Source organism: Pectobacterium peruviense, from assembly GCF_003312355.2.
Lineage (GTDB): Bacteria > Pseudomonadota > Gammaproteobacteria > Enterobacterales > Enterobacteriaceae > Pectobacterium > Pectobacterium peruviense.
Map to the genome: position 1 here is coordinate 1,228,434 of NZ_CP161826.1, position 21,158 is coordinate 1,249,591.

Below are 21,158 nucleotides of genomic sequence, written 5' to 3' on the forward strand. Positions count from 1 at the left end.
ATGCCAAATTATTTCTATCATCTTAATGTTCATAAAGCACCCAATAAACAATGGAGTGTAGGTGAAAAAATAAACCACTCTGGATATAATAATTATTATAAAAATATAGTGGAGTGTTGTGTATATGCGGCAAATGGTGAGGACTCTGTTCCCATAGATTATATTCTCACTCTTCCAGCTACTTATCGTAAGTCGCAACTGCTGGCAATCAATGGCCGTGCCAAAGCTTTAAAGCATCTCCATCGGGAGCAGGTTTTTGAAAGGGTTCGAGCTTCAGAATATCCCTGTTTGCCATCACGACAATCTTGTACATTTTTATTACCTAGGAAAGAAGATCTTGAGTGCTGGATAGACAGCCTCAATGAAACCAATAGCCCTTACTCCCTCCTAGTAGTCGAGCCTTTACCAAACGCTAATATTTTTGTTACTTATGCTGGTAACTTAGATAATCTTGAACCGACTTATAATGATGACCAAATGATGTCTAAGGCGCGTGGATATTGGACTGGAAATGAAGACGGTAGGAAAGAGATATTGGTGGAAGGGGGAGTAGTTGTAGTTGGGGTCGAGTCCACATTATGTCCACGCAACACGTTTTAGGCTACACTTGGTTGCACCAGATGTACACATAACTAACTGTATTTTATAAAATAACCATATTTTTCAATGCTATTGCATAAGAGCGTCTTAACTAAGATAGCGCTTTCGCAACATCCGAAAGTTGTTATTTTTAAAATGCCTAGCGAAATTGCTAGGCTTTTTTTTGTCTGAGTGGCGGCAGAGAAAAGATAGATAAAAGACATCTCAGGTACTTGCAGGGACGAGTATGATAGTTCCGTCAGAGAGCCAGTTACGAATAAGGCTCTCTGGTTTGATTATAACGACAGTCCATTATTGCACGTAGTAATTGTTTTAACGTGATAGTTAGTTCGGTGACTACCTGCTGGAGTTGTTTTGTTTGAGTATCCGGTGAGCTAATTAATATTGGTCTTTGGAACCTGACTTCATTTCTTCTGTCGGTAATGATTCAAGGCTCGTTGGAAAGGTGAATTACTCTTGGATGATCGATTTTAGCAAAAAAATCAAGTAATGGCTTATGGTTACTTGATATTGATGGGAGTTACGACGTTTATACTGTTGCCGTTCTTCCTGATAAAAGAATTAATATTACGGGTGAAACAATAAGTTTTGAATGTGATATTGATAAGGTAACCCTTCTGGGGGTTGTGATGGAAACTAAAAAAGTTGTATTACTCAGGGATATGTAATGAAGAAGTTTTTTAAGTGGGTACTTTATATTTTTGTTGCTTTAATTGTTATTGGTTATTTCGCAGATGACAAAAAAGCAAACAAAGGTAGTGAATCTAACGCTTCTGTGAGTAACGCTGTAAGTACTCCTGTGCCAGAAAGTAAAGCGCCAGAGGTTTATAAGACTACTGCTAGCGGATTGTTCAACGCTTATGAAGAGAATGAAGTTGCTATAGATGAAAAAATGAAAGGGAAGATTGTAGAAATATCAGGCACAGTACAATCTATTGATAAGGATTTTACCGACGCTATTATTGTTCAATTAAAAACTAGTAATGAGTTTCTTCCTGCAATGATGCATATTATCGATTCAGAGAAATCAACGGCGATCTCTTTAAAGAAAGGACAGAAGATTGTTGTTAGATGTGAAAGTGTAACGCGTATTATTGGTGCTCCAGCCGGTCGTAATTGTGTATTTGTAAATTAGAGCATTTTTATGGCGGTTAATTAGTGCCGCCATTTTATCCCTAACCGGTGCCTGAACACTATTATGACAGTAAAAAGCCCACCATCTTTGGTGGGCTTCGCTTTCCCTGATGCCATCATTATTGTTTGAATTTCAGCATCATGATGACATCAGATGTGGTTATTTTATAAACGTTTATACAGATCAATTTTCCGATATTGATCGGTTACGGCGATCAACGTATCGCGTTGGTGCCAATTTCCTATCCTGCTCAGAAAGGTTTATTCGCGATAACTGTTGGATACATGTGCATACGATCGTTTATAAACTGAATGTCTGTGAATCCGGCCTGCTCTAACTGCGACTGTGTTTGTTTGTGGGTACGAAATGCTGTCCATGTTGCGCCAATAATGCGCGAGAAAAGTACATACTGAAGTGCTAGCAATTTCGGGTCAGAGCTTGCCCATGGGGAATCTTGCGACAGCGTAGGGGGCGGTGTCATAAAGCTGGTTATCAGCGTGCCTCCTGGCTTCAATCCAGAGTAGAACACGCGGTAAAGCTCAGTGACTTTGTCATCATCTTGCTCATAAACATTGAGTCCATTGCTGGTAATCACATCGGCTTGTGCTGCTAGATCAATTGTCCAGGCATCAGCAAGAACCAATGATATCTGGTTTTCTAACCCTTGCTGACTGGCAAGTTTATACGCTTCTTCCAGCGCTTGTTTATCCAGATCGATCCCGATTAATTTCACATCTCGATGCCGCGTATAATCCAGCAGCAGTAAATCTGCCATGACGCCGCAGGGGACGGATACCATGATGGCGTCGGGGCGCAAGAGCTCTTGAAGCAGGCGCTGGAAAATACCGAATCGTTCACGTGTTGCCAAAACGCTGGGTAACTGTGTGTAGATGATTTCTTCGAGTGGATTAACATAGCGATCTGGCCGATGTGTTATCACATTATGTGTCCAGTACGCATTTAGCCCATGGTGTTTTAGTAAAAACTGACCTAACTCAAGATGGGAAAAAGCATCCAGAAGCGCCAACTGTTCTTCTACGGAAATCCCGAGGTGAACGCCTGACTCGAGAATTTTGTTTTTTACCGCCGCGACCCGTTCATCATGGCTTTCTTTTGATGAGGTATCGTGTGACAAGAGTCTTGGGCTACTATTCAGAGACGCGTTATGAGGCTTGTTTGAACCGGGCATATGAGCACTCCATAATATAATCGCTATCAGAAATAATGGGATTAACTCGAAGTGACCTATGAGCTTTCGTTATCCCAACATTAGATTTTTAATAACTTAATGTGATTATTCATGTTGGCAATAATAGGGGCGAGGTATGTCTGGCGTATTTCTGTGCGAGTACAAAAGTGAGTGGAATTGTTACCAGATGCGATGAATCCTAGCTTTCTGTCAGCTACGTTGCGTATTAGTATGGATCATCGTTATTCAGGAAGATGTTAAGGTAGATTCTGTTGCCAGTGGGTTCGCAGTGTCTCCGCTGCTTCTACGCCATCGCAGCTGGCGGGAAAGTTTTTCCCTGCTTTTCCCCATTCTTCCATGTTATCTGCACGACAAAAAGCCAATTGCCCTGCCTGATAACCGCGCAGGTAGGTGTCACGGTCAACCTGTGGATTACCAAACCATTCCTGCAAGGTGCCATCGTCTTTTACGACCATGCCAGAGGTCGCATCCTGGTAACCAGCTTCATACCAGAATCCTGACTCGCTTTTAGCCGGTAGAGACGGTGTGTTGCTTTGGCATGCTGTCATTGAAAGAATTACAGCCAAGACATAACTGTATTTCATCATCAAACCTTTAATATTTGCGGCCATTGGCCTGAATGAACATCGTTATCAGGCGATGCCCAGCTTTTCTTTCAGTAGCTTGAGGTAGCGGCGACTGACGGGGATATGTTTTCCCGTGTGTGTTAGCACTTCTGCTGCGCCGTTCTCCATTAGCTGGATTTCTTTCAGTTGCTCCGTGTTAACCATATATTGACGATGGCAACGGACAAAAGGCGTTTTCTCTTCCAGCGTTTTCAGTGAAAGTTGGGTGTAGCCAGACTGGCTGACTCCCACTACGTGCACGCCACTGAGTTCCGAACAAAGATACTCGACTTCCTCAATCTTGAGCAAAAAAATACGATTGTGTCCGTTGCAGGGAATATGGCGCAGCAAAGGTTCTGAAATTATCTGTACGTTTTTATTTACACTTGTGCCGCGGCGCAGACGATTTAGTGTTTTACTCAGCCGCTGTGCATCCAGTGGTTTTAGCAAATAGTCAAAAGCATGTTCTTCAAATGCTCTTACTGCGTATTCATCATAGGCTGTCACGAAGACGACGTAAGGCATATTTTCTGGATCCAGCATGGCAACCAGCTCTAACCCGCTGACCTTTGGCATCTGTATATCCAGAAAAATCACATCCGGCTGCAGCCTATGGATAGCGGGTATTGCCTCTAGCGCATTGCTGCACTGTGCAATGATGGTGATATCAGATTCATTTTCCAATAGCAGGCTGAGCTCTTCGCGTGCCAGCTGTTCGTCATCGATGATTATGGTTTTCAGCATCCTTCCCCCTTGTTAGCGTGATTCTACCATTATTCATGCTAGGGATTAGCATGGTTGCGTCGGGGAGTGATAGAGCATGCAGATATTGTTTTTCTGGCAATATTTAGGGTGGTGATTTTTTATTTACACCATGTGGATTGAAATCTTTACGGTTCGTGTTATGGTGTAAACATTACGCGTAGGTTGTAAAGACGATCGCGAACATACCGAACTCTTCAGGAATGGGATCATGCAAAAAGATTCACTTAATAATATTAATATCAGTGCAGAACAGGTTTTGATTACTCCCGATGAATTGAAAGCCAAGTTTCCGCTTAACGACGCGGAGCAACGCGACATTGCGCAAGCGAGAGCGACCATCGCAGATATTATTCATGGCCGTGATGACCGGCTGCTGATTGTCTGCGGGCCTTGTTCTATTCATGATACGGATGCTGCGTTGGAATACGCGCGCCGCCTGCAGTCGCTTGCTGCTGAATTGAACGATCGCCTCTACATTGTGATGCGCGTTTATTTTGAAAAGCCACGCACAACCGTGGGCTGGAAAGGGCTCATCAACGATCCGTTCATGGATGGTTCATTTGATGTGGAATCAGGGCTGCACATCGCTCGTGGGTTGCTGTTGGAACTGGTGAATATGGGGCTGCCGCTAGCGACAGAAGCGCTTGATCCGAACAGTCCGCAGTACCTGGGCGATCTATTTAGCTGGTCAGCTATCGGCGCACGTACGACTGAATCACAAACGCACCGCGAGATGGCTTCTGGCCTGTCGATGCCAGTCGGGTTCAAAAATGGTACTGATGGCAGTTTGGGAACAGCGATCAACGCGATGAGAGCTGCCGCGATGCCTCACCGCTTCGTCGGTATCAATCAAACTGGGCAAGTTTGTTTGCTGCAAACGCAGGGTAACGTTGATGGTCACGTGATTCTGCGCGGTGGTAAAGAACCAAACTACAGTGCGCAAGATGTCGCCGAATGTGAAAAACAGATGCAGGAAGCGGGACTGAGACCTGCGCTGATGATAGATTGTAGCCACGGCAATTCGAATAAAGACTACCGCCGTCAGCCACTTGTTGTTGAATCTGCAATTGAGCAAATCAAGGCGGGAAATCGTTCGATTATAGGATTGATGCTGGAAAGCCACCTTAACGAGGGGAGCCAGTCTTCAGAACAAGCGCGTTCAGATATGCGCTACGGTGTATCGGTCACGGATGCCTGTATCAGTTGGGAAAGTACAGAAACGTTGCTGCGTTCCGTTCATCAAGATCTGAGTGCCGCACGTGTGAAACATTCAGGAGAGTAACAAGATATGGTAGCTGAACTGACCGCATTACGTGATCAGATAGATGAAGTAGATAAGGAGCTTGTCGCGCTCTTATCACGTCGGTTGCGTTTGGTGGCGGAAGTGGGTGAAGTGAAAAGTCGCTATGGTTTACCCATTTATGCGCCCGATCGTGAAGCGGCCATGCTCAGCTCACGCCGTAAAGAGGCGGCGTCGATGGGAGTTCCGCCGGATCTTATTGAGGATATCCTGCGGCGCACCATGCGCGAATCCTATTCCAGCGAAAACGACAAAGGCTTTAAAACGCTGTGCCCACAATTGCGTCCGGTTGTCATCATTGGTGGCCGTGGTCAAATGGGGAATCTGTTTGAGAAAATGCTGACGCTGTCGGGATATCAGGTGAGGATCCTGGAGCAAGATGACTGGCCGCGTGCGGATGAGCTATTGTCTGATGCTGGCATGGTGATTGTCAGCGTGCCGATTCATGTTACCGAACAGGTTATTGCTCGTCTGCCTGCCTTGCCAGACGACTGTATTTTGGTTGATTTGGCCTCAGTGAAAAATGGTCCACTTCAGGCGATGCTGGCGGCGCATGATGGTCCGGTACTCGGTTTGCACCCGATGTTTGGGCCAGACAGCGGTAGCCTTGCCAAACAGGTTGTTGTTTATTGCGATGGCCGACAGCCGGAAGCTTATCAGTGGCTACTGGAACAGATTCAGGTATGGGGTGCGCGTCTGCATCGCATTAGCGCGGTCGAACACGATCAGAACATGATGTTTATTCAAGCGCTGCGTCACTTCGCGACATTTGCCTATGGCCTGCATTTAGCGGAAGAGAATGTGCAACTTGAACAGCTATTAGCGCTGTCATCACCAATCTATCGTCTGGAATTGATTATGGTTGGGCGACTGTTTGCGCAGGATCCACAGTTGTATGCCGACATTATTATGTCTTCAGAGGACAATTTGGCGTTGATTAAGCGTTACTACAAACGTTTTGGCGAAGCCATTGAGTTACTGGAGCAGGTAGATAAAGCGGAGTTTATCAGCAGCTTTAAGAAGGTTGAACACTGGTTCGGCGACTATGCCAAACGCTTTCAGGCTGAAAGCCGCGTGCTTTTACGTCAGGCAAATGATATTCGCCAGTAAGTACGTTTGAGTTTTAGATGGTGCTTGATATTGGAATTGTGCTTGAAAAGCCATCCCGGTGGGAAACCATGATGGCTTTTTCAATTATTCGTTCACATCGACTATTCGTTTACATCAACAGGTACGACGTTTTCACTGGGGTAACAGCCCAACACTTTCAACGAGCGGGTAATGGGGGTTAATCCTTTTAGCGCTTTCTGCATAGCATCGCCGCGTAAATTGGCCTGCACATCAAGATAGAACATTTCTTCCCACGGGTTACCGTTGATCGGTCTGGATTCCAGCTTGGTCATCACAATGCCGTTATCACGTAATACCAGCAGTGCCTCCACCAGTGCACCTGACTGTTGACCTGTTGCCATAATCAACGTGGTTTTTGCGGGTACTTGTTCAGTCACGTCAATCGGCTTACGAGCTAATACAATGAAGCGAGTGATGTTTTGCGATTGATTGGCCAGATCATGTTCCAGTACCTGTAACTGGTAAAGTTGGCCACCAGCTTCGCTGCCGAGTGCTGCTGCTGTTGGAGAATTGAGCGCAGCCACTTTTTCCATCGCCGCAGCTGTGCTCTCGCAATATTCAATTTTCCAGTGCGGAAAACGATTTATGAAATGGCTACACTGCTGGAATGGCTGAGGGTGGCTGTAAACCGTTTCGATCTGTGTCAATGACGTATCGGTAGCAACTAAGACGCAGTGGTTAATAGGGTTGGTTAATTCACCAACGATGGATAACCCCGTGTGTTGCAGCAGGTCGTAGACATCGTTAATCGAGCCGGAACTGGTATTTTCAATGGGTAAAACGGCATAGTCGGCTTGCCCTGTTTCCACCATGTTGAAAATATCCTGAAACTTCTGGCAACCGCACTCAATAAATTGCTCGAAATGTCGTGCGGCATATTGGCGGGCTGCGAGATGGGAATAAGACCCCTTCGGACCGAGAAAGGCGATGCGGGCAGAGTGTGACGTTGTTTGATTGAGGTGGTGCTGTAAGAGCGCCTGCTGCGTCAGTACTGAATCTTCAATGATGAGCTGAAATAAGCGGGTAACGTAATGACCATCAAGGTGGTGTTTTTTCCCTGCGGCTGTCAGCTTGTCCAGCAAATCACGCTCACGTTCTTTATCCCGGATTGGACGATGCGAATGTAATTTGCTACGGGCTACGTCCAACGCGAGTTCTCGTCTTTGTGCCAATAGTTCAATTAATTGCAGATCCAATGCGCTGATGCGCTCTCGCAGTACCAGTAATGGGTTGTCTGTCATGATGCTGTTACCTGTCTTATGTTCTTATATAAAAAAAGCCTCCTGGTCAGGAGGCTTTTTTGTTCGTCTTCGTATTCTTACTCTTACGACGAATCGCCTCCCAAATCAGGGGAAGGTGAAAAAGAATACGAAGAAGAACAGTTTATTGATCATGTTTACTCGGTTAGTCAGGAAAATATCCAGATTCTGAGCAGGTAAGGTAACTGTTGGCTTTTCATCCTGTCAATACAAAATCGCCGAGTGCACTTTTAAACTGTGTATCGCATTGGCTCTTTAGGACGCAGATAGCGGCGCTTAATATGCAAAAACGCGCCCAAGGGCGCGTTATATTGAGATGAAGAGAGTGGAGATTACTCTTCTTCTTGCGTCGGTTGTAGATTCGCTTCTTTAACACCCGCTACCGCGCGTCTGGCTTCACCTTTGTGTTGGAGTTTGTCCAACTGGCGTTCGAGCTTGGTAATCAACTCATTGATAGCGGCATACATATCGTCATGTTTAGCACTGGCAACCAGCGGGCCATTCGGCGTACTGATCGTGGCATCAGCCACAAAACCCTGAGGTTCTTTTGACAGAATGATATGCGGGTTAATCAGCTGGGTTTGCCACTTATCCAGCTTAGTAAGACGGTCTTCGACATGTTGACGAATTGCGGGGGTGATATCCATTTGCTTACTGGTAATATTAATAGTCATATAAACTTACCTCTCTGCCTATGTCCGTCTTGGATAATTTCAGCATACAGCGAGTTGTGGCAAAAAGCGTGATTTTGATCGCTTTTTTTCGTCACTTTTTGTCAAGAAAACGCGATTTGTGAAGCGCCATCGGGAATAGAAGGGAAGTACTTGAGGGGTCATCTGGCCTGTGCCATTATTGATAGGATGTATTGATGTTACCGCGCTGTTTTTGACTCCTGCTAACCCTATTTTTTCCTGCTTATCGATGTATAACGAACTGGTAGAAACATAAAAAAACGGCAACCGAAGCTGCCGTCTCATTATTGGCTGTCACTTATCGTTTATGCAGGATTAGCGGCAATCACTTTTGCGACTTTGTCTGCCTGTGCGGCCAACTGCAGTTCACGGTAAGCGCTTTCCATCAACGGCAGGGCATTTTTTGTTGCCTGAGTATCTGGGTAATCACGCAGCATTTGCTCAACGCGATTAACTACTGCCACATAAGCGCCACGTTTCGTGTAGTATTGCGCGACAGAAAGTTCATACTTGGCCAGACGCTCTTTGAGGTAAACCAAACGCTTGTTTGCGTCGGTGGCGTATTGGCTGTTCGGATACCCCTGAATGAGCTTACTGAAATCCCGGAATGCGGTGCGGGCATACTGCGGATCGCGATCGGAACGATCGACGCCGAAGAAGCCTTGTAACGCGCTATCATCCAGCGCCATGTCGGTCAGGCCGCGCATGTACAGGACATAATCCACGTTTGGATGGGTCGGGTTGAGTCGCAGGAAGCGGTCAATAGAAGCTTGGGCCAATGGCAGCTCCGCGGATTTGTAATAGGCGTAGATCAAATCCAACTGTACTTGCTGCGAATATGGACCAAAGGGATACCGGTTATCCAGTGCTTCCAACTGCGTGATGGCTGCTTTAAAGTTGCCGTCCTGCAGTTTTTGTTGAGCATTGGCATAGATTTCAGATGGCGGACTATCAGGAACCGCATCTTTGGAATTGCTGGAGCAACCAGCCAGCGCCAGGCTCAACGTGGCGGCAGCCACCAGATATTTCATACGCGTCATGACGTTTTGATTATCCTCAGAATGTTATTCCGGGAGGCTGTCCGTTTAGCTCCCGATTTAGACCAGCTACAATAGTACATTATTTTAAACGGCATCGCCGTCAAAACCCAACGTTAACGAAGAAGCTGCATAATATGGCACAACAAGTACAACTCACCGCAACGGTGGCCGAATCTCAACTCGGACAACGTTTAGATCAGGCTTTGGCCGAATTGTTCCCTGATTATTCACGATCCCGCATAAAAGAGTGGATTCTTGAGAATCGGGTACAGATTAACGGCAATGTCATCAATAAGCCAAAAGAGAAAGTACTTGGCGGCGAATCGGTAGCCATTGATGCATTGATTGAAGAAGAAGCACGCTGGGAAGCACAGGATATCAAGCTGGATATCGTGTATGAAGATGAGGACATTCTGGTCATCAATAAACCCAGAGGTCTAGTGGTTCACCCCGGTGCGGGTAATCCAGATGGCACGGTATTGAATGCCTTGTTACATCACTATCCTGAGATTGTTGATGTGCCTCGCGCAGGGATTGTGCACCGGCTTGATAAAGATACCACTGGGCTTATGGTGGTGGCGAAAACTGTACCAGCACAGACACGTTTAGTTGAAGCATTGCAAGCGCGCGAGATTACCCGTGAGTATGAGGCTGTTGCGATTGGTTCGATGACGGCTGGTGGCATGGTAGAGCAACCTATCGCCCGTCACGCAACCAAGCGTACTCACATGGCGGTGCACCCAATGGGCAAGCCCGCTGTGACTCACTATCGCATTATGGAGCATTTCCGTGCGCATACCCGTTTGCGGTTGCGTCTGGAAACGGGGCGCACCCATCAGATTCGTGTGCATATGTCGCATATTGATCATCCGTTGGTTGGCGATCAGTTATACGGTGGTCGTCCTCGTCCGCCAAAAGGTGCGTCGGATGATTTCATTAAAACGCTGCGTGGCTTCGATCGTCAGGCACTACACGCTACCATGTTACGTTTCTACCACCCTATTACCGGAATTCAAATGGAATGGCATGCGGCACTGCCGCAGGATATGGTCGATTTGATTGATGCGTTGAAAGCCGATACCGCGGCGTTTCAGGATCAACTCGACTGGTAATGCATTCAATACGATAAGTGCTGACTATAGAGGTGACGGACTATGCTGATATACCCCGACTGGCCTTTGCCAGAAAGTGTGAAATCTTGCAGCACGACGCGTATTGGCGGGCGTAGTTTGGCACCTTATGGCTCGCTGAATGTTGGGAATCATGTGGGTGATGAGTCCGAACTAGTCAGCGCAAATCGGCAAACGCTGGTGGAGATGGCTGGTCTTCCTGCTATGCCACATTGGTTGGAACAGGTTCACGGTACTGATGTGATTCGTATTGGCGAGGCGTTGCCATCGTCCGTTTGCGGTGATGCTGCCTATACCGATAAGAAAGGTCAGGTTTGTGCGGTGATGACGGCCGACTGTTTGCCTGTGCTTTTTTGTGCAATCAACGGCAATGAAGTCGCTGCCGCACATGCTGGTTGGCGAGGATTACACGCGGGTGTGCTGGAAGAGACAGTAGCCTGTTTTCGAGCGAAGCCCGCGCAAATTATGGCATGGTTTGGACCCGCTATCGGGCCTGATGCTTTTGAAGTCGGTCCTGAAGTTAGGGATGCGTTTATTCAGCATAACGCGTCGGCGGCCTCTGCATTTAGGCCTGAAGGAAACAAATTTTTTGCCGATATATACCAGCTAGCGAGTCTGCGTTTACGCGCTGCAGGGATAACGCAAATTTTTGGTGGGAATTCCTGTACTGTGAGCGAACCTCACAAATTCTTCTCTTATCGGCGTGATGGCGTGACGGGCCGTATGGCAAGTTTAATCTGGCTGATATAACCTATTGAATTAAGGCGATCCAAGATAAGTAACATTTAAATCCCGTCACGACTGGCAAAATAACCTTGAAATTTTTGAGGGATGACCTCATTTAATCTCCAGTAGCAATTTTGACCAGTGTACGGGAGGTGTTATGCGTCTGGATCGTCTTACCAACAAATTCCAACTTGCTCTTGCTGATGCCCAGTCTCTTGCCCTTGGGCGCGATCACCAGTTTATTGAACCACTTCATTTGATGAGCGCTTTGCTTCATCAGGACGGAGGAACTGTTGGTCCACTTCTGACTGTCGCAGGAGCCAATCTTAATCACCTGAAAGCTGAAATCGACCAGGCAATCACGCGTTTGCCTCAGGTTGAAGGCACTGATGGTGATGTCCAGCCTTCGAACGAGTTAGTTCGCGCATTGAATATGTGCGACAAACTTGCGCAAAAGCGTGGTGATACCTTTATTTCCTCAGAACTTTTCGTGCTTGCTGCTTTGGAGTCTCGCGGCACGCTGGGGGATATATTGAAAAAGGCGAGTGTCACGCAGCAAGGTGTAACGAACGCGATTGATCAAGTGAGAGGAGGAGAGCAAGTGAACGATCAAGGGGCTGAAGATCAGCGCCAGGCATTAAAAAAATTCACTATTGATCTCACTGAACGTGCAGAACAAGGCAAGCTCGACCCGGTTATCGGGCGTGATGAAGAGATTCGTCGCACTATTCAGGTCTTACAGCGTAGGACCAAAAATAATCCGGTATTAATTGGTGAACCCGGTGTGGGTAAAACGGCGATAGTTGAAGGGTTAGCCCAACGTATCGTTAATGGAGAAGTGCCTGAAGGCCTGAAAAACAAGCGCGTGCTTTCTCTAGATATGGGCGCGCTGGTGGCTGGTGCGAAATATCGTGGTGAGTTTGAAGAACGTCTGAAAGGTGTGCTCAACGATCTGTCTAAACAGGAAGGTAATGTCATTCTGTTTATTGATGAACTGCATACGATGGTGGGGGCGGGTAAAGCTGATGGCGCGATGGATGCCGGCAATATGCTAAAACCCGCGCTGGCTCGAGGTGAGCTGCATTGTGTTGGGGCGACGACGCTGGATGAATATCGTCAATATATTGAAAAGGACGCCGCGCTTGAGCGTCGTTTCCAGAAAGTGTTTGTCGCGGAACCTACCGTTGAAGACACCATTGCGATTTTGCGTGGATTGAAAGAGCGTTATGAATTGCACCATCATGTGCAAATTACTGACCCAGCGATTGTTGCAGCGGCAATGTTGTCCCATCGCTATATTTCGGATCGTAAGTTACCGGATAAAGCCATTGACCTGATTGATGAGGCGGCATCCAGTATTCGTATTCAGATTGATTCAAAACCAGAGCCTCTCGATCGGCTTGAGCGACGAATCATCCAGTTAAAGCTGGAACAACAGGCTCTGAAGAAAGAATCTGATGAGGCCAGTCAAAAGCGGCTTGAGTTGCTAAGTACGGAACTTGACCAAAAAGAGCGTGAATATTCCCAACAAGACGAAGAGTGGAAAGCGGAAAAAGCGTCACTCACCGGAACGCAGAATATTAAGGCTTCTTTAGAGCAGGCCAAAATTGCGTTGGAACAGGCTCGACGTCAGGGAGACCTGGGGAGAATGTCTGAGCTGCAATACGGCAAAATCCCCGAGCTAGAGAAGCAGTTGGCAGCCGCAACGCAGCAGGAAGGAAAAACGGTGCATTTGCTGCGTAATCGAGTCACAGATGTTGAAATCGCCGATGTGCTGGCACGCTGGACTGGAATTCCTGTTTCTCGCATGTTGGAAAGTGAGAAAGAAAAATTATTGCGAATGGAAGATGAGCTGCATCAGCGAGTGATCGGGCAGAACGAAGCCGTTGAGGCGGTAGCGAATTCTATTCGTCGTAGCCGAGCAGGGTTATCCGATCCTAATCGTCCAATCGGTTCATTCCTGTTCCTCGGGCCAACAGGTGTGGGGAAAACTGAACTCTGCAAAACGCTGGCAACTTTTCTCTTCGACAGTGACGATGCGATGGTGCGTATCGATATGTCTGAGTTTATGGAGAAACACTCGGTTTCACGTTTGGTCGGTGCGCCTCCTGGATATGTCGGTTATGAAGAAGGGGGCTATTTGACGGAAGCCGTACGCCGTCGTCCCTATTCGGTCATTTTGCTGGATGAGATCGAAAAGGCACACCCTGATGTGTTCAATATCTTGCTTCAGGTATTGGATGACGGCCGCCTTACTGATGGACAGGGGAGAACGGTCGACTTCCGCAATACTGTCGTCATCATGACGTCAAACTTGGGATCTGACCTTATTCAGGAACGTTTTGGTGAGCGCAGCTATACCGAAATGAGAGATATGGTTCTTGAAGTTGTTAGCCACAGCTTCCGTCCTGAGTTTATTAACCGTATTGATGAAGTCGTCGTATTCCATCCACTAGGAAGGGCACATATTACTTCGATCGCACAAATTCAGCTCCAGAGACTGTACAAACGTCTTGAAGAGCGTGGATATAGCGTCACAATCGCGGATGCTACTTTAGATATGCTCGGAGAGGTCGGGTTTGATCCTGTCTATGGTGCGCGTCCGCTTAAAAGAGCGATACAGCAACTGATAGAGAACCCACTCGCCCAGCAGATACTGGGGGGGAAACTGATACCCGGTAAACCGATCACATTAGATGTTGAAGGTGAACTGATAGTCGCACGGCAAGAATAATGTGAAGCGGTAAGTCATCAACGGGGGGCATTCGCTAATGAATGTCTCCCGTTTTTACGTCTTAAGCTCATATTGTATTCATGTTTTGTATGGGTAATGTGCTAAATGATGTTTTTTGGTTTGTTTTTGAACGCTTGGGAATTATTTTGCATTTAGCGCTTGTCAGCCGCCGAGAAGTCCCTATAATGCGCATCCACTGACACGGCAACAGCGACACGCGGTTGTGGTGACAGGAAAAAGATTTAATGAAGGCGGTCAGTAATGACTTGACTTTAAAGCGGATTAGCATAGTATATGCAGCCCGCGCCACCGAAGAAGTGGCACTGCTCTTTAACAATATAATCAGACAATCTGTGTGGGCACTCACAAGACCGTATCTTAACGATATAAAAAGTCTTGAAGAGTGAACAACAGTGAAATTCATTACGAATAAACAGTTTTAATTCTTTGAGCATCGCTGACGAGTTCAGCAAATCAAACAAATCTTAAATTGAAGAGTTTGATCATGGCTCAGATTGAACGCTGGCGGCAGGCCTAACACATGCAAGTCGAGCGGTAGCACAGAAGAGCTTGCTCTTCGGGTGACGAGCGGCGGACGGGTGAGTAATGTCTGGGAAACTGCCTGATGGAGGGGGATAACTACTGGAAACGGTAGCTAATACCGCATAACGTCTTCGGACCAAAGAGGGGGACCTTCGGGCCTCTTGCCATCAGATGTGCCCAGATGGGATTAGCTAGTAGGCGGGGTAATGGCCCACCTAGGCGACGATCCCTAGCTGGTCTGAGAGGATGACCAGCCACACTGGAACTGAGACACGGTCCAGACTCCTACGGGAGGCAGCAGTGGGGAATATTGCACAATGGGCGCAAGCCTGATGCAGCCATGCCGCGTGTGTGAAGAAGGCCTTCGGGTTGTAAAGCACTTTCAGCGGGGAGGAAGGCAGTAAGGTTAATAACCTTGCTGATTGACGTTACCCGCAGAAGAAGCACCGGCTAACTCCGTGCCAGCAGCCGCGGTAATACGGAGGGTGCAAGCGTTAATCGGAATGACTGGGCGTAAAGCGCACGCAGGCGGTCTGTTAAGTTGGATGTGAAATCCCCGGGCTTAACCTGGGAACTGCATTCAAAACTGACAGGCTAGAGTCTTGTAGAGGGGGGTAGAATTCCAGGTGTAGCGGTGAAATGCGTAGAGATCTGGAGGAATACCGGTGGCGAAGGCGGCCCCCTGGACAAAGACTGACGCTCAGGTGCGAAAGCGTGGGGAGCAAACAGGATTAGATACCCTGGTAGTCCACGCTGTAAACGATGTCGACTTGGAGGTTGTGCCCTTGAGGCGTGGCTTCCGGAGCTAACGCGTTAAGTCGACCGCCTGGGGAGTACGGCCGCAAGGTTAAAACTCAAATGAATTGACGGGGGCCCGCACAAGCGGTGGAGCATGTGGTTTAATTCGATGCAACGCGAAGAACCTTACCTACTCTTGACATCCAGAGAATTTGCTAGAGATAGCTTAGTGCCTTCGGGAACTCTGAGACAGGTGCTGCATGGCTGTCGTCAGCTCGTGTTGTGAAATGTTGGGTTAAGTCCCGCAACGAGCGCAACCCTTATCCTTTGTTGCCAGCGCGTAATGGCGGGAACTCAAAGGAGACTGCCGGTGATAAACCGGAGGAAGGTGGGGATGACGTCAAGTCATCATGGCCCTTACGAGTAGGGCTACACACGTGCTACAATGGCGTATACAAAGAGAAGCGACCTCGCGAGAGCAAGCGGACCTCATAAAGTACGTCGTAGTCCGGATTGGAGTCTGCAACTCGACTCCATGAAGTCGGAATCGCTAGTAATCGTAGATCAGAATGCTACGGTGAATACGTTCCCGGGCCTTGTACACACCGCCCGTCACACCATGGGAGTGGGTTGCAAAAGAAGTAGGTAGCTTAACCTTCGGGAGGGCGCTTACCACTTTGTGATTCATGACTGGGGTGAAGTCGTAACAAGGTAACCGTAGGGGAACCTGCGGTTGGATCACCTCCTTACCAAAAAAAGATGTGTGTTACGTGAAGTGCTCACACAGATTGTCTGATGAAAATACTGAGCAAGCGCACCTGTTGATGTCATGAGTGTAGACTCATGCTGACGCGATAGTGCCGGATTTTTAATTCGGTACGGATTTTTCGTGTCCCCATCGTCTAGAGGCCTAGGACACTGCCCTTTCACGGCTGTAACAGGGGTTCGAATCCCCTTGGGGACGCCAATCCGATAATGAGTGAAAGACATTATCACCAAATATCTTAAAGATGATTCTTTGGAGTCATGTTTACGATATTGCTCTTTAACAATCTGGAACAAGCTGAAAATTGAAACATGACAGCTGAACATACAGGACTGCCTTCGGGTAGGTCGTGATGAGTCAGTCTGTCAATGAGTCTCTCAAATAATCGCAGCGCGATGATGAATCGAAAGAAACATCTTCGGGTTGTGAGGTTAAGCGACTAAGCGTACACGGTGGATGCCTAGGCAGTCAGAGGCGATGAAGGGCGTGCTAATCTGCGATAAGCGTCGGTAAGCTGATATGAAGCGTTATACCCGACGATACCCGAATGGGGAAACCCAATGTGTTTCGACACATTATCATGACATGAATACATAGTGTCATGAGGCGAACCGGGGGAACTGAAACATCTCAGTACCCCGAGGAAAAGAAATCAACCGAGATTCCCCTAGTAGCGGCGAGCGAACGGGGAGGAGCCCAGAACCTGAATCAGTTTGTGTGTTAGTGGAAGCGTCTGGAAAGTCGCACAGTAAAGGGTGATAGTCCCGTACACAAAAATGCACAAGTTGTGAGTTCGATGAGTAGGGCGGGACACGTGACATCCTGTCTGAATATGGGGGGACCATCCTCCAAGGCTAAATACTCCTGACTGACCGATAGTGAACCAGTACCGTGAGGGAAAGGCGAAAAGAACCCCGGCGAGGGGAGTGAAATAGAACCTGAAACCGTGTACGTACAAGCAGTGGGAGCCTACTAGTTGGGTGACTGCGTACCTTTTGTATAATGGGTCAGCGACTTATATTCTGTAGCAAGGTTAACCGTATAGGGGAGCCGCAGGGAAACCGAGTCTTAACTGGGCGTTAAGTTGCAGGGTATAGACCCGAAACCCGGTGATCTAGCCATGGGCAGGTTGAAGGTTGGGTAACACTAACTGGAGGACCGAACCGACTAATGTTGAAAAATTAGCGGATGACTTGTGGCTGGGGGTGAAAGGCCAATCAAACCGGGAGATAGCTGGTTCTCCCCGAAAGCTATTTAGGTAGCGCCTCGTGAACTCATCTTCGGGGGTAGAGCACTGTTTCGGCTAGGGGGTCATCCCGACTTACCAACCCGATGCAAACTACGAATACCGAAGAATGTTATCACGGGAGACACACGGCGGGTGCTAACGTTCGTCGTGAAGAGGGAAACAACCCAGACCGCCAGCTAAGGTCCCAAAGTCATGGTTAAGTGGGAAACGATGTGGGAAGGCACAGACAGCCAGGATGTTGGCTTAGAAGCAGCCATCATTTAAAGAAAGCGTAATAGCTCACTGGTCGAGTCGGCCTGCGCGGAAGATGTAACGGGGCTAAACCATGCACCGAAGCTGCGGCAGCGACACTTAGGTGTTGTTGGGTAGGGGAGCGTTCTGTAAGCCGTTGAAGGTGGCCTGTGAGGGTTGCTGGAGGTATCAGAAGTGCGAATGCTGACATAAGTAACGATAATGCGGGTGAAAAACCCGCACGCCGGAAGACCAAGGGTTCCTGTCCAACGTTAATCGGGGCAGGGTGAGTCGACCCCTAAGGCGAGGCTGAAAAGCGTAGTCGATGGGAAACAGGTTAATATTCCTGTACTCGGTGTTACTGCGAAGGGGGGACGGAGAAAGCTAGGTTATCCGGGCGACGGTTGTCCCGGTTTAAGCGTGAAGGTGGATGACTTAGGTAAATCCGGGTCATTGTTAACACTGAGGCGTGATGACGAGTCACTACGGTGATGAAGTAACCGATGCTACGCTTCCAGGAAAAGCCTCTAAGCTCCAGGTAACATCAAATCGTACCCCAAACCGACACAGGTGGTCAGGTAGAGAATACTCAGGCGCTTGAGAGAACTCGGGTGAAGGAACTAGGCAAAATGGTGCCGTAACTTCGGGAGAAGGCACGCTCCTGTCGGTGAAGTCCCTTGCGGATGGAGCTGGCGGGAGTCGCAGATACCAGCTGGCTGCAACTGTTTAATAAAAACACAGCACTGTGCAAACACGAAAGTGGACGTATACGGTGTGACGCCTGCCCGGTGCCGGAAGGTTAATTGATGGGGTCAGCCGCAAGGCGAAGCTCTTGATCGAAGCCCCGGTAAACGGCGGCCGTAACTATAACGGTCCTAAGGTAGCGAAATTCCTTGTCGGGTAAGTTCCGACCTGCACGAATGGCGTAATGATGGCCAGGCTGTCTCCACCCGAGACTCAGTGAAATTGAACTCGCTGTGAAGATGCAGTGTACCCGCGGCAAGACGGAAAGACCCCGTGAACCTTTACTATAGCTTGACACTGAACCTTGAGCCTTGATGTGTAGGATAGGTGGGAGGCTTTGAAGCGAGGACGCCAGTTCTTGTGGAGCCAACCTTGAAATACCACCCTTTAATGTTTGATGTTCTAACGTAGACCCGTAATCCGGGTTGCGGACAGTGTCTGGTGGGTAGTTTGACTGGGGCGGTCTCCTCCCAAAGAGTAACGGAGGAGCACGAAGGTTAGCTAATCCTGGTCGGACATCAGGAGGTTAGTGCAAAGGCATAAGCTAGCTTGACTGCGAGAGTGACAGCTCGAGCAGGTGCGAAAGCAGGTCTTAGTGATCCGGTGGTTCTGAATGGAAGGGCCATCGCTCAACGGATAAAAGGTACTCCGGGGATAACAGGCTGATACCGCCCAAGAGTTCATATCGACGGCGGTGTTTGGCACCTCGATGTCGGCTCATCACATCCTGGGGCTGAAGTAGGTCCCAAGGGTATGGCTGTTCGCCATTTAAAGTGGTACGCGAGCTGGGTTTAGAACGTCGTGAGACAGTTCGGTCCCTATCTGCCGTGGGCGTTGGAAGATTGAGAGGGGTTGCTCCTAGTACGAGAGGACCGGAGTGAACGCACCACTGGTGTACGGGTTGTGATGCCAATTGCATTGCCCGGTAGCTAAGTGCGGAAGAGATAACCGCTGAAAGCATCTAAGCGGGAAACTTGCCTCGAGATGAGTCTTCCCTGGGCACTAGATGCCCCTGAAGGGCCGTTGAAGACGACGACGTAGATAGGCTGGGTGTGTAAGCGTAGCGATACGTTGAGCTAACCAGTACTAATGACCCGAGAGGCTTAACCTTACAACACCGAAGATGTTTTGGTGTGATGAAAGACTCATATAAAACGAAATTCAGCTTGTTCAAAGATTGGTTCTGATGGTTGTGCGAGCGCGTAAGCAGTGCATAACGGTTGGGATGAAACAGAATTTGCCTGGCGGCGATAGCGCGGTGGTCCCACCTGACCCCATGCCGAACTCAGAAGTGAAACGCCGTAGCGCCGATGGTAGTGTGGGGTCTCCCCATGTGAGAGTAGGGAACTGCCAGGCATCAAATTAAGCAGTAAGCCGGAGAAATCTGGTGGTTGTAGAGAAATTCGGTGGAGCGGTAGTTCAGTTGGTTAGAATACCTGCCTGTCACGCAGGGGGTCGCGGGTTCGAGCCCCGTCCGTTCCGCCACTTATTTGCAAAAAGCCCTAAGCGTTAGCTTAGGGCTTTTTGCATATGTATAGATTAGAATTTTTTAGATACTTTCCTATTTTTCCTTCTCTTTACGTTTTTTTGCTAACCATTTTACCTTTTCCTTTCCTGTCGATGGGCGTGCATAGCCACTCTGCGATAAAATTCTTATAACAGAAGGAGACTCTTTTTTGATAGGGTATTGGTGTATTGAAACTAATTGTGGATGAGGCGTGCGGAAAAGAACTTATGCAATGAGATATGTTGCTGGCCAGCCAGCTGTACGTATCTTTCCTCCTGGGGAAATTAATTACCCCGAACAAGCTCTACCGACAGGCTCATTGCTGCTGGAGGGCGATGTCTTACGCGTAATGGTGTGGAACATTTTCAAGCAGCAAAGGTTGAATTGGCTTTCCGTATTGCAGAATTTCGGTAAAGGCACCCAATTAGTCCTGTTGCAGGAAGCGCAAAGTACGCCAGAACTCATCCGTTTTGCAACCACTAACTACCTCTCAGCCGATCAAGTACCTGCGATTATCCTTCCACAACACCCATCAGGTGTGATGACGCTATCAGCTGCCCAGCCGATATATTGCTGTCCTTTACGTGAAAGGGAACCTTTGCTGCGTTTGGCTAAGTCCTCTCTGGTAACGGTTTATGCGCTTCAGAATGGCCAGAGGCTGATGGTTATCAACATCCATGCGGTTAACTTTAGCTTTGGTGTTGAGGTTTATACCAAGCAGTTGGCTGCAATTGGAGAGCAACTCGTGCATCATCAAGGGCCGGCTATTATGGCTGGAGATTTTAATGCATGGAGCCAACAACGGATCAATGCACTGAATCGATTTGCGACAAGGATGGGGCTGCAGGAAGTGAATTTCGTCGATGATCAGCGACGTAAAGCGTTTGGTCGACCGTTAGATTTCATTTTTTACCGTGAGATGGCCGTTAACCAGTCTTCTGTATTGGTAACCCAGGCCTCAGATCATAATCCACTGCTCGTCGAATTTAGCCTGATTTAATTGCCATAAAAAAACAGCCCTCTACAAACTGTAGGAGGGCTGTTTTTTGTAGC

At 48.1% G+C, this 21,158-nt stretch carries 15 protein-coding genes, 2 tRNA genes, 3 rRNA genes and 1 other annotated feature; of the genes, 14 read left to right on the forward strand and 6 right to left on the reverse strand.

What is annotated here, in order from left to right:
- The 3 genes from DUT67_RS05605 to DUT67_RS05615 all read left to right on the forward strand — a co-directional run bounded on the left by DUT67_RS05605 (position 1) and on the right by DUT67_RS05615 (position 1,735).
- Positions 1-600 carry a DUF2441 domain-containing protein gene (locus DUT67_RS05605; protein WP_113633159.1) on the forward strand — a complete coding sequence of 200 codons (600 nt, stop codon included), beginning with the start codon at positions 1-3 and terminating at the stop codon, positions 598-600.
- A 509-nt stretch (positions 601-1,109) separates the two neighbouring features.
- A complete protein-coding gene (locus DUT67_RS05610; protein ID WP_368350135.1) occupies positions 1,110-1,268 on the forward strand; it encodes a hypothetical protein in 159 nt (52 codons plus the stop codon).
- Complete coding sequence (locus DUT67_RS05615; RefSeq protein WP_048261735.1) at positions 1,268-1,735, forward strand: hypothetical protein; 468 nt, start codon at positions 1,268-1,270, stop codon at positions 1,733-1,735. The genes DUT67_RS05610 and DUT67_RS05615 overlap by 1 nt, the downstream gene beginning before the upstream one ends.
- 250 nt (positions 1,736-1,985) lie before the next feature.
- On the opposite strand, the gene DUT67_RS05620 is transcribed toward DUT67_RS05615, so the two are convergent.
- The 3 genes from DUT67_RS05620 to btsR form a co-directional block, all read right to left on the reverse strand.
- Positions 1,986-2,924, reverse strand: coding sequence for a class I SAM-dependent methyltransferase (locus DUT67_RS05620; protein ID WP_113628062.1), 939 nt, complete (start codon positions 2,922-2,924; stop codon positions 1,986-1,988).
- Positions 2,925-3,181: 257 nt separating this feature from the next.
- Positions 3,182-3,529 carry a DUF2799 domain-containing protein gene (locus DUT67_RS05625; protein ID WP_113628065.1) on the reverse strand — a complete coding sequence of 116 codons (348 nt, stop codon included), beginning with the start codon at positions 3,527-3,529 and terminating at the stop codon, positions 3,182-3,184.
- Between the two features lie 48 nt (positions 3,530-3,577).
- Complete coding sequence (gene btsR, locus DUT67_RS05630; RefSeq protein ID WP_048261727.1) at positions 3,578-4,294, reverse strand: two-component system response regulator BtsR; 717 nt, start codon at positions 4,292-4,294, stop codon at positions 3,578-3,580.
- A gap of 229 nt (positions 4,295-4,523) precedes the next feature.
- On the opposite strand from btsR, the gene DUT67_RS05635 reads away from it, so the two are divergent.
- Together DUT67_RS05635 and tyrA are read left to right on the forward strand one after the other, a co-directional pair.
- The gene (locus tag DUT67_RS05635) at positions 4,524-5,597 is read left to right on the forward strand and encodes a 3-deoxy-7-phosphoheptulonate synthase (protein ID WP_113628061.1); all 1,074 of its coding nucleotides are present in this window, start codon (positions 4,524-4,526) and stop codon (positions 5,595-5,597) included.
- Positions 5,598-5,603: 6 nt separating this feature from the next.
- Entirely contained in the window at positions 5,604-6,725 is a 1,122-nt protein-coding gene (gene tyrA, locus DUT67_RS05640) for a bifunctional chorismate mutase/prephenate dehydrogenase (RefSeq protein ID WP_113628060.1), read from the forward strand.
- 101 nt (positions 6,726-6,826) lie between these two features.
- Here the strand turns inward: tyrA and pheA are convergent, their stop codons facing one another.
- From pheA to bamD, 3 genes are all read right to left on the reverse strand, one after another.
- Positions 6,827-7,987 (reverse strand): bifunctional chorismate mutase/prephenate dehydratase, encoded by a 1,161-nt coding sequence (pheA, locus tag DUT67_RS05645; RefSeq protein ID WP_113628059.1) that lies wholly within the window; start codon positions 7,985-7,987, stop codon positions 6,827-6,829.
- Positions 7,988-8,015: 28 nt separating this feature from the next.
- Positions 8,016-8,141: a sequence feature (Phe leader region), on the reverse strand.
- 196 nt (positions 8,142-8,337) lie between these two features.
- The gene (gene raiA, locus DUT67_RS05650) at positions 8,338-8,679 is read right to left on the reverse strand and encodes a ribosome-associated translation inhibitor RaiA (protein WP_048261716.1); all 342 of its coding nucleotides are present in this window, start codon (positions 8,677-8,679) and stop codon (positions 8,338-8,340) included.
- Positions 8,680-9,002: 323 nt separating this feature from the next.
- Complete coding sequence (gene bamD / locus DUT67_RS05655) at positions 9,003-9,737, reverse strand: outer membrane protein assembly factor BamD (protein WP_011094861.1); 735 nt, start codon at positions 9,735-9,737, stop codon at positions 9,003-9,005.
- 134 nt (positions 9,738-9,871) lie between these two features.
- Here bamD and rluD point away from each other — a divergent pair, with 134 nt between their 5' ends.
- The 9 genes from rluD (at position 9,872) to DUT67_RS05700 (ending at position 21,105) form a co-directional block, all read left to right on the forward strand.
- On the forward strand, positions 9,872-10,849 hold the full coding sequence (gene rluD / locus DUT67_RS05660) for a 23S rRNA pseudouridine(1911/1915/1917) synthase RluD (protein ID WP_048261714.1): 978 nt from the start codon (positions 9,872-9,874) through the stop codon (positions 10,847-10,849).
- Positions 10,850-10,891: 42 nt separating this feature from the next.
- Positions 10,892-11,617, forward strand: coding sequence for a purine nucleoside phosphorylase YfiH (gene yfiH / locus DUT67_RS05665; protein WP_113633160.1), 726 nt, complete (start codon positions 10,892-10,894; stop codon positions 11,615-11,617).
- Positions 11,618-11,750: 133 nt separating this feature from the next.
- Positions 11,751-14,327, forward strand: coding sequence for an ATP-dependent chaperone ClpB (gene clpB / locus DUT67_RS05670; RefSeq protein WP_113633161.1), 2,577 nt, complete (start codon positions 11,751-11,753; stop codon positions 14,325-14,327).
- Positions 14,328-14,814: 487 nt separating this feature from the next.
- Positions 14,815-16,357, forward strand: a 16S ribosomal RNA gene (locus tag DUT67_RS05675).
- A 142-nt stretch (positions 16,358-16,499) separates the two neighbouring features.
- Positions 16,500-16,575 (forward strand) — tRNA-Glu (locus DUT67_RS05680).
- A gap of 228 nt (positions 16,576-16,803) precedes the next feature.
- Positions 16,804-19,709: ribosomal RNA gene (locus DUT67_RS05685) — 23S ribosomal RNA — on the forward strand.
- A 129-nt stretch (positions 19,710-19,838) separates the two neighbouring features.
- A 5S ribosomal RNA gene (gene rrf, locus DUT67_RS05690) occupies positions 19,839-19,954 on the forward strand.
- Together the 16S, 23S and 5S rRNA genes with 2 tRNA genes alongside form the textbook arrangement of a ribosomal RNA operon.
- A gap of 52 nt (positions 19,955-20,006) precedes the next feature.
- A tRNA-Asp gene (locus DUT67_RS05695) sits at positions 20,007-20,083 on the forward strand.
- 233 nt (positions 20,084-20,316) lie between these two features.
- Complete coding sequence (locus tag DUT67_RS05700) at positions 20,317-21,105, forward strand: endonuclease/exonuclease/phosphatase family protein (RefSeq protein ID WP_113631558.1); 789 nt, start codon at positions 20,317-20,319, stop codon at positions 21,103-21,105.
- The last annotated feature ends 53 nt before the right edge of the window (positions 21,106-21,158 follow it).